Raw genomic sequence first — 15521 nt, 5'->3', positions numbered from 1 at the left:
AATGAAATATAAATTTATAGATTTGTTTGCTGGAATCGGCGGTTTTTATAAAGCTATTGAAAAAGTAGCGAAAAATAAAAATTTTGAAATTGAATGTGTTTTTAGTAGTGAAATTGATAAAGAAGCAATAAAGGTTTATTCACATAATTTTAAAAAGAGTAAAGAAGAAATTATAGATATTCGTTTATTGGATGAAGATTGTTCACAAGTTCCAGAACATGATATTTTATTTGCAGGTTTTCCTTGTCAAACATTTTCAAATGCAGGAAACAAAAAAGGTTTTGAAGATGAAATAAGAGGAACTCTATTTTTTGATATAGTAAAAATTTTAAAAGCAAAAAAACCTAAGTATATTCTTCTCGAAAATGTGAAACATTTGGTAAAACATGATAAAGGTAGAACTTGAACTATAATAAAAAAAGTATTAGAAGAGGAATTAAATTATTTAATACCTGAAAATCCCTTGATTTTGTCTCCACATAATTTTGGAATTCCACAAAACAGAGAAAGAGTTTTTATTCCTGGTATATTAAAAGAAAAACAAGAAAATAAAATAGAACAAAAAGATTTTATTTTTTCTTTCGACTCAAAAAAAACAAACGAATTTATTAATATTTTAGAAAAAAATGTTGATGAAAAATATTTTTTACAAGATGAATATTTGCTTAAGATTTTAAATGCGTGAGATGAATTTGTTAGGGAAGTAAAATTTCCAGAAACAAGAACTTTACCGGTAATCTGATTAGATGAATTTGATCAAAATTATGAGTTAAAAGGTTTAGTACCTTGAAGAAAAAAATATTTAGAAAATATGAGAGAATTTTTTGAAGAAAATTATATTTTCATAAAAAAATGGATGGAAAAATACAATGTTTCATCTTGAAAATTAAGAGATAAGAAATTTGAATGGCAAGCGGGAAAAGAAGTTAGAAATATTCAAAATACATTTATTCAAATGAGACAATCTGGAATAAGATGCAAAAAAGCAGAAATTTTCCCTACTTTAGTTGCTATCGTGCAAACATCAATTCTTTTTGATAAAGAAAAAAACAAATGAAGATACATTACTCCAAGGGGAAGCAGCAAATCTTCAAACCTTCCCAAAAAACTTTATTTTGCATAATGAATTAAGTGAAAATCACAAAGATCATTATGCATATAAACAATTAGGAAATTCAGTTAATATTTTTGTAGTTGCTTTAGTTATTGAAAAATTATTGGAGTATAAATAATGCTAAAATACAATCATATTGTTGGAAATAAAATTGAAAACTTAGAAACAATACATCCATTAGAAGGAAAGAATAACAAGGATAAAGAAAAGTTTATGAAAATTCTTGTTAAATTTTTGTCAAAAAATAATAATGTTGTTAAATATGAAAAACTTTTTGAATCAAAAGAAATTTTTTCTTTAAACTTGAACAATAAAAAATATAATATTTTTATTGAACACACAGATAATGGCGGAAGAAATAATGCTAAAAAAATAGCGATTACAAACAATAAAAAATTTAGGGAGTTAATTAAACTAAGAGAAAAGTGTTTGATTATAAATGTTTACATTCCTTTTTCAAACGTAAAAGAACTAGACTATTCTAATACAATTTTTTTATAATAAATCCAGAAGAATTTATAAAAAGCAAATCAATGGAATCGGGAACTTCAAGTTCAAGATGAGTAACTAATGAAGAAATTCTTAATTGTATAAACGAACAAGAAAGTAAAGAAATTTATAAATTAAATTATAGAAATAATGTTTATATTATTCATAATTCTAAAATACTTGATTTCTTTTTAAATGAAATTCCACAAATATATTTAGATTTTTACAAAAAGGATATAGAGAGAGAATTAAAATTAAAAACAATAAATAGGAACAAATTTAAAAACCCGGAAAATGAAAATAAGTATAGAAGACTTTTTAGACAATATTTATTTAATGTTTATCCCGAAAAATGTGCTTTTCAAAATTGCGATATAGATATTCCAGAGTTGTTAATTGCTTCCCATATAAAACCAATTAATGAAATTTTAAAAGAAAAAATAGACATTAAAGGCAAAAGAGAACAAATTTGTGATTATTATAATGGATTTATTTTTTGTGCAAATCATGATAAATTATTTGATAAATTTTTAATTTCTTTTGATATTGATGGAAATGTTTTAACAAAAGAAAATAAATTTCTAAAAAGTGAAAGTTCTTTTTTTAAAAATACTTTAAAAGATAAAATAGGAATTAAAATTTCTGTTAATCATGAAAAGTATTTAAAATTTCATAGAGATAAAACTTTACAATTAAAATAAGAAAATAATTAATAAAATTTATAACTTAATTAAATACATACAGAAGTTAAATTCGTTATTTTATCAAAAGAATAAAAATATATAGAAAATAAAAATAAAAAATAAAGAAAATGATAAAAAAACACTATTTTTTATTTTATGTTTTATAATTTTAATGTAATAAAAATTAATAAAAGGGAGATTTTTAATAAATGAAAGCAACAAAAGTTATTTTAGTAGGAGCAGGAGCGGTTGGTGCTTCTTTCTTGTATTCTGCTATTAATCAAGGATTAGCTGCAAAATACGGAATAATTGATAAATTTGAAGGACCAAGAGATGGAAATGTTCTTGATTTAGAAGATGCTATTGTTCCTTCTGTTAGAAAATATGAAGTATTTTCAGCAAATTATTCAGATGCTAAAGATGCTGATATAGTTGTTATAACAGCAGGAAGACCACAATTACCTGGTGAAACAAGATTAGAAATGGTAAAAGACAATTCTTTAATTATGAAAGATATTGCAAAACAAATTAAAGATAGTGGATTCAATGGAATTACAATCATTGCATCAAATCCAGTTGATATCCTTACATATGTATACCTAAAAGAAACAGGTTTTGATCCTAAAAAAGTTATTGGTTCAGGAACAATTCTTGATACTTCAAGATTAAAACAATTACTTTCTAAAAAAACAGGAGTTTCAACAAGCAATATAGAAGCATTTGTTATTGGTGAACATGGAGATTCTTCATTAATTAACTATTCAACTTTTAAAATAGCAGGGTTACCTTTTAGTAAATATGAAGAAAAATCTGGAGTAAATGCTTCAAATTATGAAGAAGAATTAGAAAAACCAGTTTATACAAAAGCATATAAAATTATTGAAAGAAAAAGAGCAACCTTTTATGGTATCGGTGCATGTTTAGCACAAATAGTTAGAGTAATTCAAGAAGATTCTAATGCTGTTTTACCTTTAGGAGTGTATTTAAATGGCGAATATGGTGCTTCTGATGTTGTAATCGGAGTTCCTGCTATTGTTGGTTCTGAAGGAATAAAAGAAATAGTTAATTTAGATTTAAATGACAAAGAAAAAGCAAAATTCGCTAATTCTGTAAGAATTGTTAAAGAAACAATCAAATCAATTCAATAAATAATTTAAGAGAAACTTTTCTAAGTTTCTTTTTTATTAAAATAAAAAATATATTTTAAAAACTTAAAATAATAGTGGTAAAATTTAAATAATTATATATAAGGAAAGATTTATGAGAAAATTTAATGCAAAAACAATAGCCTTTGTTGCTGTTTTTATGTCCATATCTACAATAATGCTTTTATTGGGTATTAGATTTTTTCCTTTTGCAGCTTTACCTAATTTTCGTTTTTCAATAATTGGTTTACCTATTAAAATTACAGGATTTATTTTTGGACCAATTGTAGGTTTATTAACAGGATTTTTATCAGATTTAATTTCTTTTCAATTTGTTCCTAGCACCTATTCAATTTATTACACTTTAGCTTTATCTATTACTGGATTTATTCCAGGAATAATTTCATGATTATTTTTTGATTTTATTAAAAAAAGATTAAATGAAAATTATATTCAAAAAAATATAAAAGAAAAAAGTAAATTTTATGCTTTAAAAATAGAAAATCTTTCTTTATCACTACTTTCTCTTTCTAATGAAAAAGAAATAAAAAAAATTAATAAAAAAATTTCAACAATTTCTAAAAGAATTAATAGATTAAATAAAGAAACACAACAAAATACTTTATTTACTTCTATGTTAATTTTTTGTTGAATTATAATGATAGTTGTTGCTGCTATTGTTTCCACCATTGTGTTTTTAGCTCCTGATAAACTATTAGAAGAATCAAAATACATAAAAAATAAAGTAGGTTTTTTAATTTTAATGTTATCTGGAAATGGAACAATGCTAATTTTTATAACAATAGCAAGATTTTTAAAATTTTTCCAACAAAAAGACAGATTTACTACAATGGTTCCTATTATTGCTTTTTCAGTTATTTTAGAACCAACATCAAGTGCAATATTAGCTTTAGGTGATGTTCAATCTGGTGCTTTTCCAACTTTTGAAGTAGCACTAATTACACATTTTATTGTATCACCTATTAAAATTTGAGTCAATTTATTTGTTATTTACCTTACAAGTTTAGTAATTCTTCCGATTGTAAAAAACAAAAATAGAAATAATTATTAAAGGAAAATATGGAATTTACAAACAAAATAATTTCTTTACTTGATGTTACTTATGAAGACAAATTAAAAAACTTAAATTTAGAAATAAATAAAGGAGAAGATGTCCTTATTTTTTCTTCTAATAAGAAAATCCCTTTTTGTTTTAAAGAACTCTTAGTTTTTAAAAATAAAAATTATTCAGGCGTCATTAAAATAGGAAAGAATTTTTTAAAAAAGAATTTTAAAGATTTTTGAATACCTGAAAAAGTTTTATCAATTTTTTCTAATAAAAATAAAAATCACTATTTCGATAAACCATTATTTGAAATAATGAAATATTCTTTTAATACTAATGAATATGATTTTAAATTAATGAGAGATTTCCGTAAAGATTGAAAAGAAGTCAGTGACGAATATCATTTTTTCATAAAAGAAGAGGAAGAAAAAATATCATACGATCTTTTTGAAACACAAATTAAAATTTTTGATCAATTTTTTAAAAAAATTAATTATAAAGAATTTTTACAGAAATTAGAACAAAATAATTTTAATTTAAGTGAGTTAAATGATTATTTAGATAAAAGAATAGATATGCTAAATACAAGTTTAAATAATATAACTTACTATGAAATTAAAAAATTTAATGTTTATGAAAAATATAGAGATAAATACAGAAAAAACGAAGGAAAATTACAAAATTTAAGAACTGAATTTGAAATTGCTGAAAAAGAAGTTGAATCATTTGAACATTCTTCAGAATTTGAAATCGCTTCTCATAATCACTTTCAAGAAATTAATCAATTAAAAGCAGAACTTAAAAAAAGAAATGAATTTTTAAAAAACGGGTTTTTAAAAAATGGAATATATTATTTACTTATAAAATCATTGAAACTCAAAATTAAAGAAACTAAAAAGGATTTAAAAGAAGCATATAAATCTGCAAACAAAGAACAGATTGTAAAAGCTAAAATTAATTATTGAATCAAAAGAAAAACACTTTATATTTTTAAACATAATAAAAAGCATCTAAAGTATGTAAAACCGAGCGTTGTTAAAGGTTTTTATAACACTATTAAAGAATTTGAAATTGAATTTTTCAATAACCTATTTTTTGATTTTAAAAGGGGTAAAACAATTAAATTGGATAATCAACTAGAAATAATAGAGGAATATCATGAAAAGAAATTTACACTAAATAAAATCAAAATCTTAAATGAAAAGAAATTATTAGACACTTTAATAGAAAAAAAAGAATTAAAAAAAGAAATAAATTTTTTAAAAAAAGCGACAATTGAAGGTTCTAAAGAAATCGATCAAGTAGAAAAACATAAAAAAACAAATATTTTGTGAGAAAAAAAAGCAAATTATGTATGAGAAAAAGAAAAAAATGAAAATTTATTAGCAAATAGTATTGAAATAAAAATGCAAAATAATTCTAAATTAGAACAAGAAATTATTAATAATATTATTGCAATTACTAAAATTGATAGATTTTTATTTTCTTTCTTAAAAAGAAAAAATGAAAATAGCAATGAACTGGAATTAGAAATATTTAAAAAAATAAAAAACGTAATTTTTTTAAATAATTATTTTTATGTTATTTATCATCCTATTTCTTTTTTATATACAAATGACTTTGAAGACAATGAAATCATTCAGAATGTTATTATTAAAAATGAATTATATAATTTTTTAAAATCCATTAATATAGGTATTGATAAACTCTGAATTCCATATTCAGATTTAACACAAGAAGAGAAAATAAAAATAGACATAGGAAAATTAAAATTATATTCTCCAGAAGTTGCTCTTGTGGATTTAAATAAAACTATTTTTGATAAAACATATATAGATCAATTGGTGGCAAATAAAAATCCAAATACTAGTTTAATAATTTTTGCAAGTGATTTTGTTGAAACAAAGCACATTAAAAATTTTGTTTTTATAGAAAAATCGAGAATAATTGAATGTTCATTTAATAATATTAAAAAGGAATTTGAAAGTGAATTTGCTAAAAAATTTTATAAATTTAAATCTTTTGATTTTTCTATTATTGATAAAATTAGTGAACATGAATATGATGAATTATATTCTTCAAGAAGATATTTTAAAAGTAATCGATCAGAAATTTATATTTCAGATAATGAATTAATTTCATCTAAAATTTTAAGTCATAGACAAAAGCCGAAAAAAACACCTAATTTTGTAAAATTAGAAGACACGGTTATAATTGATTATACAGAAGAGAAAAGTTTAGAAAATACAGAATAAAAGGGGAAATATGGATAAAAATTTTAATCATAAAGATATAGAAAAGAACAGAAATCAGAAATGAATCAATAAAAAATATTTTTCATATCACGATTCAAGTAAAAGACCATTTACAATCATTGTGCCGCCTCCTAATGTTACAGGAAAATTGCACTTAGGACATGCGTGAGATGAATATATTCAAGACACTATTATTAGATATAAAAAATTAAAAGGTTATGATGTTTTATTTTTACCTGCAGTTGACCATGCAGGTATAGCAACTCAAACAAAAGTTGAAGAATTATTAAGAAAAGAAAATAAAACTCGTCATGACTTAGGAAGAGAAAAATTTTTAGAAGAAGTTTGAAAATGAAAAGATGAATATTACAATAAAATTAAAGAACAGTGAAATTCTTTAGGTTTAGCACTGGATTATACAAATGAAAGATTTACATTAGATAAAGATGCTAATGAAGCAGTTTTAAAAATATTTGTTGATTTTTATAATAAAGGATGAATTTATAAAGATAAAAAAGCAATTAATTGAGATCCTAAACAAAAAACAGCTTTATCAAATATTGAAATAATTAATAAACCAACTAACCAAAAAATGTATTATATTAAATATTTTATTGAAAATAGTAATGAATTCTTAACAGTTGCTACAACAAGAATTGAAACAATTCCTTCCGATGTGGCACTTGGTGTTAATCCAGAAGATAAAAGATACAAATCGCTTGTGGGTAAAAACGTTATTCATCCTTTTACTAAAAAAATAATTCCAATAATTGAAGATAATTATATAGATAAAAAATTTGCTTCTGGTGTTATGAAAGTATCTGCACATGCTATGGCAGATATTGACATTATAAAAAAACATAATTTAGAAATTAATGAGTCCATCAATCCTGATGGAAAAATGAATAATTTAGCTTTAGAGTTTGAAGGGTTAGATCGTTTTCAAGCAAGAGAACAAATTTATCAAAAGCTATTAAAAGAAAATTTCATTGTTAAAACAGAAGAAATAATATCTAATGTAGGTTATTCTGAAAGAAGTGGTGAAGTTTCTGAAATAATTATGTCAGAACAATGATTTGTAAAAATGGAAGAATTGCAAAAAATGCTGCTAAATCATTTAAAAAGCAAAAATGCTGTTAAATTTTATCCAAAACGTTTTCAAACAGTTATAAAAAAATGAATGGAAAATGTATATGATTGAACCATCTCACGTCAATTATGGTGAGGACATAGAATACCAGCATGATATAAAAATGAAGAAATGAAAGTACAAATTGAGTCTCCAGGCGAAGGATGAATTCAAGATCCAGATGTTTTAGATACTTGATTTTCATCAGGACTTGCACCATTTGTTTTTTTAGGTTGACCACAGTCAAATGAAAAAATAAAAAGATATTTTCCTACTTCATTACTTGTAACAGGTTGAGATATAATTTTCTTTTGAGTTGCAAGAATGTATTTCTTTAGTTTAAGTGTTATGGATGAAAAACCATTTGATGAAGTATTGTTACATGGATTGATAAGAGATGAAAAAGGGATAAAAATGTCTAAATCACTTGGCAATGGTATAGATCCAATGGAAGTTATTGAACAATACGGTGCAGATGTTTTAAGAGAATCTTTAATATTTAATTCAACACCAGGACAGGATATTAAATTTTCTAAAGACAAAATAGATGCTGCTTGAATTTTTAATAACAAACTATGAAATATAGTGAAATACTTTTATGAATTAGAAGAATGCAGCACTTGTCAAGAAATTACAGACAAAGATAAATGAATATCTAATAAATTAAGCCTTTTAAATAAAAACATAAATAAATTTATGAAAAAATATGATTTTACATTAGTTTATAAAGCAATACATAAATTTATTTTTGAAGATCTTTCGTCTTGATATATTGAATTATCTAAAACCAAACCAAATAAAACATTTGGATTAGAAATAATTAAAAAATTATTAATTATTCTTCATCCATTCTGTCCTTTTTTAACAGATTATTTATTTGAAAAATTATTTAATCAAGAACTTTTAGAACATGAAAATACAGATATTAAAACTTATAGAAACGTTAACTATATAGATAAAGTTGTTGAAATAGTTAAAAATTTAAGACAATATAGAGAAAAACATAGTATTTCTAAAAAAGAAGTCTTAAAATATTGAATCGCAGATAAAAAACTTGATGTAACATCAATATTGATGATAAATAATATGTGTAATGCTGAATTATTTGAAAACAAACATTCAGTTTTAAAAACAGAAAATTTTGAAATTTATATTCAACTATCTGCAGAGCATAAGCAAAAAGAAGCAGAAAGAATAAAAGAAGAAATAAAAATAATTGAATTTGAAATAAAAAGAGCAGAAAATATACTATCAAATTCTAACTTTTTAGCAAAAGCTCCAAAAGAAAAAATTGAAAATGAAGAAAAAAAGTTAAAATTATATAAAGAAAAGTTAAAATTATATATAGAAAAAAATAAATAAGACATATTTAAGGAGAAAAAAATGATAAAGTACGTTGTAAACCATAATGGAGACTGAGCTGTAAAAAACGCAAATGCAGAAAGAGCTACAAAAATTTTTAAAACTCAAAAAGAAGCTATTGAATATGCAAAACAATTAAAAGAAACAACAGCTGTTATGATCCAAGGAAAAGATGGAAAATTTAGAAAAGGGTAAGATTACCTTTTTTTATTTTCAAAAACTAAAATGCCAAAAATTTTAGATGGTAAAAAAGCTTCAGAATTTTTTTTTCAAAAACAGCTAAATTTTTTTAATCTTTTACCAAAAAAAGCAATATTTAAAATTGTTCAAGTAGGTAATTTAGAAGCATCAAATCGCTATATAAAAAATAAGTTAAAAAGAGCTAAAGAATTAGGAGTTAATGGTATATTAATTAAGTTAGATGAAAACATCACAGAAGAATCTTTATTATCTATAGTTAGACAAGAATCAATAGATTGTGATGGAATGATAGTACAATTACCTTTACCTAAACATATAAACTCACAAAAAGTTTTAGATTCTATTCCTGTTGTTAAAGATATTGATGGACTTTCAAGTAAAAATCAAAATCAATTTTATAATAATCAATTTTCATTAACTCCTGCGACAGCAAAAGGAATTATGATGTTATTAGATTTTTATAATATTCAAGTTCAAAACAAAAAATGTTATGTTGTTGGCGAATCTAATTTAGTAGGAAAACCAACAAAAAAATTACTTACTGATGCAGGAGCTTTTACTCATAGTTTCAACAAAGAAACGGGAATTAAAGGTTCTGAAGATGCTGATATTTTAGTTGTAGCAGCAGGAGAAACACATTTAATTAAAAAGGATAATATAAAAGATAAATCTGTAATTATCGATGTTGGAATAAATACTTTATCCAATAATAAAATTACTGGTGATGTTGATTTTATTGATGTTATAGATAAAGTAGAAGCTATTTCACCAGTTCCGGGAGGAGTTGGTCCTATGACTATAACAGCATTATTTGAAAATTTAATGGTAACTATAAAAGAAAATTTAAAAAGTAATTAATAATTAAAAATATAAGTCAAAAATGATTTATATTTTTAATTAAAATTAAGTTTAAAACTATCATAAAAACAATATTTTTTTGCACTTAAATGTTAAAAATTCAAAAAATTAATAAAAAAATGAATTTTTATACTTTAAATTGAAATAAAATCAATAAAAAGAATATAATTATAATATTAGTTTAAATTCTAATTAATTTTAAAAAATAAGGAGTAAAAATGCAATTTAAATTTGTTAAACCTGGCAAAGTTATGTTTTCTAAGGACGAAATTATCCGTTTTTTAGACATAGATGGAAACTTAACTAAAGAAGGTAAAAACAACGAACCAAAATTAAGCAAAGAAGAATTATTAAAAGCTTATAAATTTATGGTTCTTTCAAGAAGACAAGATGAATATATGTCACAGTTACAAAGACAAGGAAGAATGTTAACTTTTGCACCTAATTTTGGTGAAGAAGCACTACAAGTAGCTTCAGCTATGGCTTTAAAAGAAGATGACTGATTTGTGCCTGCATTTAGATCAAATGCAACTATGTTATATATGGGAATGCCTATAAAAAATCAAATGTTATATTGAAATGGAAATGAAAGAGGAAGTGTTACACCTGAAGGAATAAATTTACTTCCAATTAATATTCCTATAGCAACACAGTGTTCACATGCTGCTGGTATTGCTTATGCATCAAAATTAACTGGAAAAAATGTAGTTTCAATGTCATTTATAGGTAATGGTGGAACCGCTGAAGGTGAATTTTATGAAGCAATTAATACATCAGCAATTTGAAAATGACCATCAGTATTCTGTGTAAACAATAACCAATGATCAATTTCAACACCAGAGCATTTAGAAACTGGTTCAGAAACTATTGCAGCTAAAGCAGCAGCTGCTGGAATTCCAGGAGTTAGAGTAGATGGAAATGACTTGTTAGCTTCCTATGCTGTAGTTAAAGAAGCTGTAGAATTTGCAAGATCAGGAAATGGTCCTGTGGTAGTTGAATTCATAACTTGAAGACAAGGACCACATACTACAAGTGATAATCCAAGAATTTATAGAACTATAGAACAAGAGCAAGAACATGAAAAATGAGAACCAATGCATCGTATTGAGACTTATTTAAAATCAAAAGAATACTTAACCGATGAAGAAAAAGATCAAATTTGAGAAGATGCTATGGAACAAGTAAAAGCAGCTTATCAAGAATCATTAGAAGAATTAGATGTTGATTTAAACGAAGTATTTGATCATACTTATGCAACATTAACACCTGAATTAGAAGAACAAAAAGCAGAAGCTATCGCATATTATTCAAAGGAGAATAAATAATGGACAAAAAAATGTTAGAACTAAATAACATCGGTGCTGTAACAAATGCAATCGATTTAATGATGGAACAAGATCCACATGTTGTTCTTTGAGGTCAAGATGCTGGATATGAAGGTGGAGTGTTTAGAGCAACTGAAGGCTTACAAAAAAAATATGGTGTTGAAAGAGTTTGGGATACACCTATTGCTGAAGCATCTATGATGGGAATTGGAATTGGAGCTGCTCTTTTTGGACTAAAACCAATTGTTGAAATGCAATTTCAAGGATTTTCTTACCCAGCATTTCAACAACTTATGACTCACGCAGCAAGATATAGAAATAGATCAAGAGGAAGATTTAGTGTTCCTTTAGTATTAAGAATGCCAATGGCTGGGGGAGTTAGAGCTCTTGAACACCATTCAGAAGCAATTGAAGCAATGTTTGCACATGTGCCAGGATTAAAAGTTGTTATGCCTTCAACACCTTATGATACAAAAGGATTAATGATTGCAGCTTTAAACGATCCTGATCCTGTTGTATTTTTAGAACCTAAAAAAATCTATCGTTCTTTTAAACAACAAATACCAGCTGAAATTTATGAAGTTCCAATTGGAAAAGCAAATGTTTTAGTGGAAGGAACAGACTTAACATTAGTAACTTATGGTGCACAAGTTCACGATTCAATCGAAGCAATCAAAAAACTAATAGAAGAAGAATCTTCAATTAGTGTAGAATTGATTGATTTAAGAACAATTAAACCAATAGATACAGATACAATTATTAATTCTGTAAAGAAAACAGGAAGATTATTAGTGGTTCATGAAGCTGTTAAATCATTTTCAGTTTCTGCAGAAATTATTACAAGAGTTAATGAAAAAGCTTTTGAATACATTAAAGCTCCTTTAACAAGATTAACAGGTTATGACATTACAGTTCCTTTAGCAAGAGGAGAAAAATATCACGCAATTGATAGCAATAAAATTATTGCAAAAATAAAAGAAGTAGTAGGATTTAAATTCTAAAAGAAAGGAAAATATGAATAAAATAATTTCAACCCCTTTAGCAAGAGCAATTGCTGCAAAAATGGGAATTGACATTAATCAAGTTAAAGGTACAGGTCCATTTGGAAGAATTTTAAAAGATGATGTTTTATCTTTTAAAAGTGCACCTAAACAAGAAACAGTTGCCCCAACTTCAGCTAAAGTTGAATCAACTGCCTCAGTTAATTATTTAGATGGTAAAAGAGAAAAAATTACACCAATTAGAAAAGCAATTGCAAAAGCAATGATTAATTCAAGAGATTCAGTTGCTTATTTCAGTTTAGTTAACGAAATTGATATGACTAAATTATGAGATTTAAGAAAATCAATTGTAGAAGATGTACAAAAAACAACAGGTGTGAAATTAACATTTTTACCTTATATTGCAAAAGCTATTTTAGTAGCATTAAGAGAATTTCCAATTCTTGCTGCTAAATACGATGAAGCAAATTCAGAAATTGTCTTTCCAACAACATTAAACCTTGGAATCGCTGTGGATACAGAAGCAGGATTAATGGTTCCTGTTGTTAAAGATTCCCAAAACTTAACAATTGTTGAATTGGCAAAAGAAATTTCAAGATTAGCACTTGCAGCTAGAGATAGAAAAATTAAACCAAATGAAATGTCAGGCGGATCGTTTACAATAACAAATTATGGTTCAGTAGGTGCTTTATTTGGAACACCAGTTATTAATTATCCAGAATTAGCAATAGCAGGAGTGGGTTCAATTGTTGACCGTGCAGTAGTTAAAAACGGAGCAATTGTTCCAGGAAAAATTATGAATTTAACTGTATCAGCTGATCACAGATGAATTGATGGAGCAACTGTTGGAAGATTTGCTTCAAGAGTTAAAGAACTATTAGAAAAACCAGAAATTTTAGGAGTTTTATAAAATGCATAAATTTAAATTTGCTGATATAGGTGAAGGATTACATGAAGGTGTAGTTGCTGAAATCTACAAAAAAGAAGGGGATATGGTTAATGAAGGAGATTCTTTATTTTCGGTTGAAACAGATAAAGTAACTTCAGATATCCCTTCTCCTGCAACAGGAAAAATTGTTAAGGTTTTAATGGCTGTTGGAGATACAATCCATGTTGGACAAGAAATTTATCATATCGATGATGGAAAAGGTGATGCAGTTGCCCAAGAACCTAAAAAAGAAGAGTCTAAAAAAGAGGAATCTACTGGAGGGGGTGCTTCTGTTGTGGGAGAAGTGAAAGTTTCAAATCAATTATTTGATTTATCTTCATTAAAAAAACCTTCTACAACTGCTACAACTAAAGTTGAATCACCAGCAGAAATAAAAGAAGCATCTTCAAATAAAGAACAAGGCAAAGCATACACAGGAAAAATTGAAGAAGAATTCGATGTTATTGTTATTGGATCAGGTCCTGGTGGATACTTAGCAGCTGAAGAAGCTGGTGGAGCTGGACTAAAAACATTAATTATTGAAAGAGAATTCTGAGGTGGAGTTTGTTTAAATGTTGGATGTATCCCAACAAAAGCACTTTTAAAAACAACAGAAGTTCTTCACTCAGTTAAACATGCTACAGAATACGGAATTACAGGAAATATAAACGTAAAAATTGATTGAACTAAAATTCATGCAAGAAAATATGAAGTTGTTAAACAATTAACTTCAGGTGTGCAAGCATTAATGAGAATGAATAAAGTAAAAACTATTTTTGGAACTGCAAAATTTGTAGGTGCTCATGAAGTGGAAGTTGATTTTAAAGTTTATAAAGCTAAAAATATTATTATTGCTACTGGTTCAACTGATAGAAAAATTCCTTTACCTGGATTTGAACAAGGTTATGCTGAAGGAAAATTAATCACTTCTAAAGAAGCTATTAATTTAGAAAAACAACCAAAATCATTAACTATTATTGGTGGAGGGGTTATTGGGGTAGAATTTGCTCAAGTGTTTGCTTCAGCAGGAACAAAAGTAACAATCATCCAAAATTTACCAACAGTGCTTGGAATGCTTGATAAAGATATTATTAAACAAGTTTCAAATGACTTAGTAGAAATGGGTGTTGAAGTTATAGCAAATGCCAATACAACTAAATATGAAAAAGGTAAAATTTTCTATGAAGTTAATGGAAAAGAAGAATCAATTAAATCTGATTTAGTTTTAGTTTCAGTAGGTAGAGTTCCTGAATCTCTTGGATTAGAAGAAGTGGGAATTAAACTTGGAGACAGAAAACAATTAGTAGTTGATGAATACTGTCAAACAAATGTTGAAGGAGTATATGGAATAGGAGACGTTGTAGGACAAGCTATGTTAGCTCACGTTGCTTATCGTCATGCAGTTGTTGCTGTTTCAAATATTCTTAAAAAACAAGTAAAATACTCTGCAAAAACAGTTCCGGCATGTATTTATACACACCCTGAAATTGCTGTTGTTGGTTTAACAGAAGATCAAGCTAAAGAACAAGGTAAAGACTTTATTGTTGCAAAACACCAATTTACTTTCATCGGAAAAGCATTAGCAGCTCATGAATCAAAAGGATTTGCTAAATTTATTATTGATAAAGAATATGGTGAAATTATAGGTTGTCACATCATTGGAGCTGCAGCTACAGATTTAATTTCTGAAGTAGTTCTTGCTATGGATTTAGAATCAACAATTTATGACATTGCTTCAACAATTCACCCACACCCAACATTTAGTGAAGTGTTATGAGAAGCAGCAAGAAACGCAGTTCACCAATTAAACAAACTTAAAAAATAAGTTAAATAAAAAAACATCACATTAAAAAGTGATGTTTTTATTACTTGGTAATTTAGTAAACATTTAATATTTAAGTTAACTTATTAAAAAAATGAAATTTTTTGAATTTTTCCAAAGAAAATCCTTCTATTTTCTTAAAA

General features: G+C 25.7%; 14 protein-coding genes. All 14 read left to right on the top strand.

The genetic code is table 4. The features are described 5' to 3' along the window. Position 1: 1 nt before the first annotated feature. The 14 genes from ACXX87_RS02680 (at position 2) to lpdA (ending at position 15381) form a co-directional block, all read left to right on the top strand. Complete coding sequence (locus tag ACXX87_RS02680; RefSeq protein ID WP_458573233.1) at positions 2–1123, top strand: DNA cytosine methyltransferase; 1122 nt, start codon at positions 2–4, stop codon at positions 1121–1123. After that, entirely contained in the window at positions 1035–1232 is a 198-nt protein-coding gene (locus ACXX87_RS02675) for a DNA cytosine methyltransferase (RefSeq protein WP_458573232.1), read from the top strand. Before ACXX87_RS02680 ends, ACXX87_RS02675 begins: the two co-directional genes overlap by 89 nt. Further along, a complete protein-coding gene (locus ACXX87_RS02670) occupies positions 1232–1615 on the top strand; it encodes a hypothetical protein (RefSeq protein WP_458573231.1) in 384 nt (127 codons plus the stop codon). Before ACXX87_RS02675 ends, ACXX87_RS02670 begins: the two co-directional genes overlap by 1 nt. Positions 1616–1647: 32 nt before the next feature. Beyond that, on the top strand, positions 1648–2304 hold the full coding sequence (locus ACXX87_RS02665; RefSeq protein ID WP_458573230.1) for an HNH endonuclease: 657 nt from the start codon (positions 1648–1650) through the stop codon (positions 2302–2304). Between the two features lie 191 nt (positions 2305–2495). Beyond that, positions 2496–3434, top strand: coding sequence for an L-lactate dehydrogenase (locus ACXX87_RS02660; protein WP_436358649.1), 939 nt, complete (start codon positions 2496–2498; stop codon positions 3432–3434). Between the two features lie 112 nt (positions 3435–3546). After that, positions 3547–4503, top strand: a complete 957-nt coding sequence (locus tag ACXX87_RS02655; RefSeq protein ID WP_436358648.1) for a hypothetical protein — start codon at positions 3547–3549, stop codon at positions 4501–4503. 8 nt (positions 4504–4511) lie between these two features. Then, positions 4512–6752: a hypothetical protein gene (locus ACXX87_RS02650; protein WP_458573229.1), complete on the top strand. Its 2241-nt coding sequence runs from the start codon at positions 4512–4514 to the stop codon at positions 6750–6752. 10 nt (positions 6753–6762) lie between these two features. Continuing rightward, positions 6763–9243 (top strand): valine--tRNA ligase, encoded by a 2481-nt coding sequence (locus ACXX87_RS02645; RefSeq protein WP_458573228.1) that lies wholly within the window; start codon positions 6763–6765, stop codon positions 9241–9243. 21 nt (positions 9244–9264) lie between these two features. Continuing rightward, the gene (locus tag ACXX87_RS02640) at positions 9265–9438 is read left to right on the top strand and encodes a DUF2188 domain-containing protein (protein ID WP_436358645.1); all 174 of its coding nucleotides are present in this window, start codon (positions 9265–9267) and stop codon (positions 9436–9438) included. Positions 9439–9468: 30 nt separating this feature from the next. Further along, a complete protein-coding gene (locus ACXX87_RS02635) occupies positions 9469–10302 on the top strand; it encodes a bifunctional 5,10-methylenetetrahydrofolate dehydrogenase/5,10-methenyltetrahydrofolate cyclohydrolase (RefSeq protein WP_458573227.1) in 834 nt (277 codons plus the stop codon). Positions 10303–10520: 218 nt separating this feature from the next. Then, a complete protein-coding gene (gene pdhA / locus ACXX87_RS02630) occupies positions 10521–11627 on the top strand; it encodes a pyruvate dehydrogenase (acetyl-transferring) E1 component subunit alpha (protein WP_458573226.1) in 1107 nt (368 codons plus the stop codon). After that, on the top strand, positions 11627–12628 hold the full coding sequence (locus tag ACXX87_RS02625) for an alpha-ketoacid dehydrogenase subunit beta (RefSeq protein ID WP_458573225.1): 1002 nt from the start codon (positions 11627–11629) through the stop codon (positions 12626–12628). Before pdhA ends, ACXX87_RS02625 begins: the two co-directional genes overlap by 1 nt. Before the next feature lie 13 nt (positions 12629–12641). Beyond that, the gene (locus ACXX87_RS02620) at positions 12642–13538 is read left to right on the top strand and encodes a 2-oxo acid dehydrogenase subunit E2 (RefSeq protein WP_458559358.1); all 897 of its coding nucleotides are present in this window, start codon (positions 12642–12644) and stop codon (positions 13536–13538) included. Between the two features lies 1 nt (position 13539). Beyond that, on the top strand, positions 13540–15381 hold the full coding sequence (gene lpdA, locus ACXX87_RS02615) for a dihydrolipoyl dehydrogenase (protein ID WP_458573224.1): 1842 nt from the start codon (positions 13540–13542) through the stop codon (positions 15379–15381). Positions 15382–15521 lie beyond the last annotated feature (140 nt).

This window comes from Mycoplasma sp. 613B, from assembly GCF_054343485.1.
The sequence above is the reverse complement of the archived record's forward strand: the minus strand, read 5'-3'. Positions and strand labels throughout refer to the sequence as shown.